At 54.9% G+C, this 523-nt stretch carries 1 protein-coding gene; it reads left to right on the forward strand.

The features are described 5' to 3' along the window. A partial coding sequence (locus ACR0JR_RS22400) for a MarC family protein (RefSeq protein ID WP_480458222.1) occupies window positions 1-523 on the forward strand: 523 nt, incomplete at both ends.

The raw sequence follows: 523 nt of genomic DNA on the forward strand, positions 1-523 counted from the left end.
CTTTGGCGCGCTTTTTGCAATCATGAATCCGATTACCAACTTGCCTGTGTTCCTGAGTGTTACGCAAGACCTGCCCGTTTCGGATCAACGCAAAGTGGCTGTGAAGACTGCGCTTTATTGCACGATCCTCGGTGGCGCCTTCGCTGCGATCGGCAGTCAAGCGCTTGGGCTCTTTGGCATCAGCGTCGATGACCTGCGCGTCGCCGGTGGCCTTGTTGTACTGATGATCGGCCTGAACATGCTGAACGGGAACCAGAGCAGCTCGCATCACGGAACCGACGGAGAAAAGAAATCCTATCCCGCGCCCGAGACCGTTGCGTTCTATCCCTTGGCTTTTCCCATTCTGGTCGGCCCCGGAACAATCACAACACTGATCCTTTATGCGCACCACATCAAAACCCCGGTCGAAACCGTTGTCTATGCAGGTGTATTTCTGTTCGTGGTGGCCTTGCTTTTGATCACGTTCTGGAACGCATCGGCGTTGGCTAAGCGGCTGTCGGACAATGCCCGAGTGATAATGAGC

This window comes from Ruegeria sp. AA3 (genome assembly GCF_056542905.1).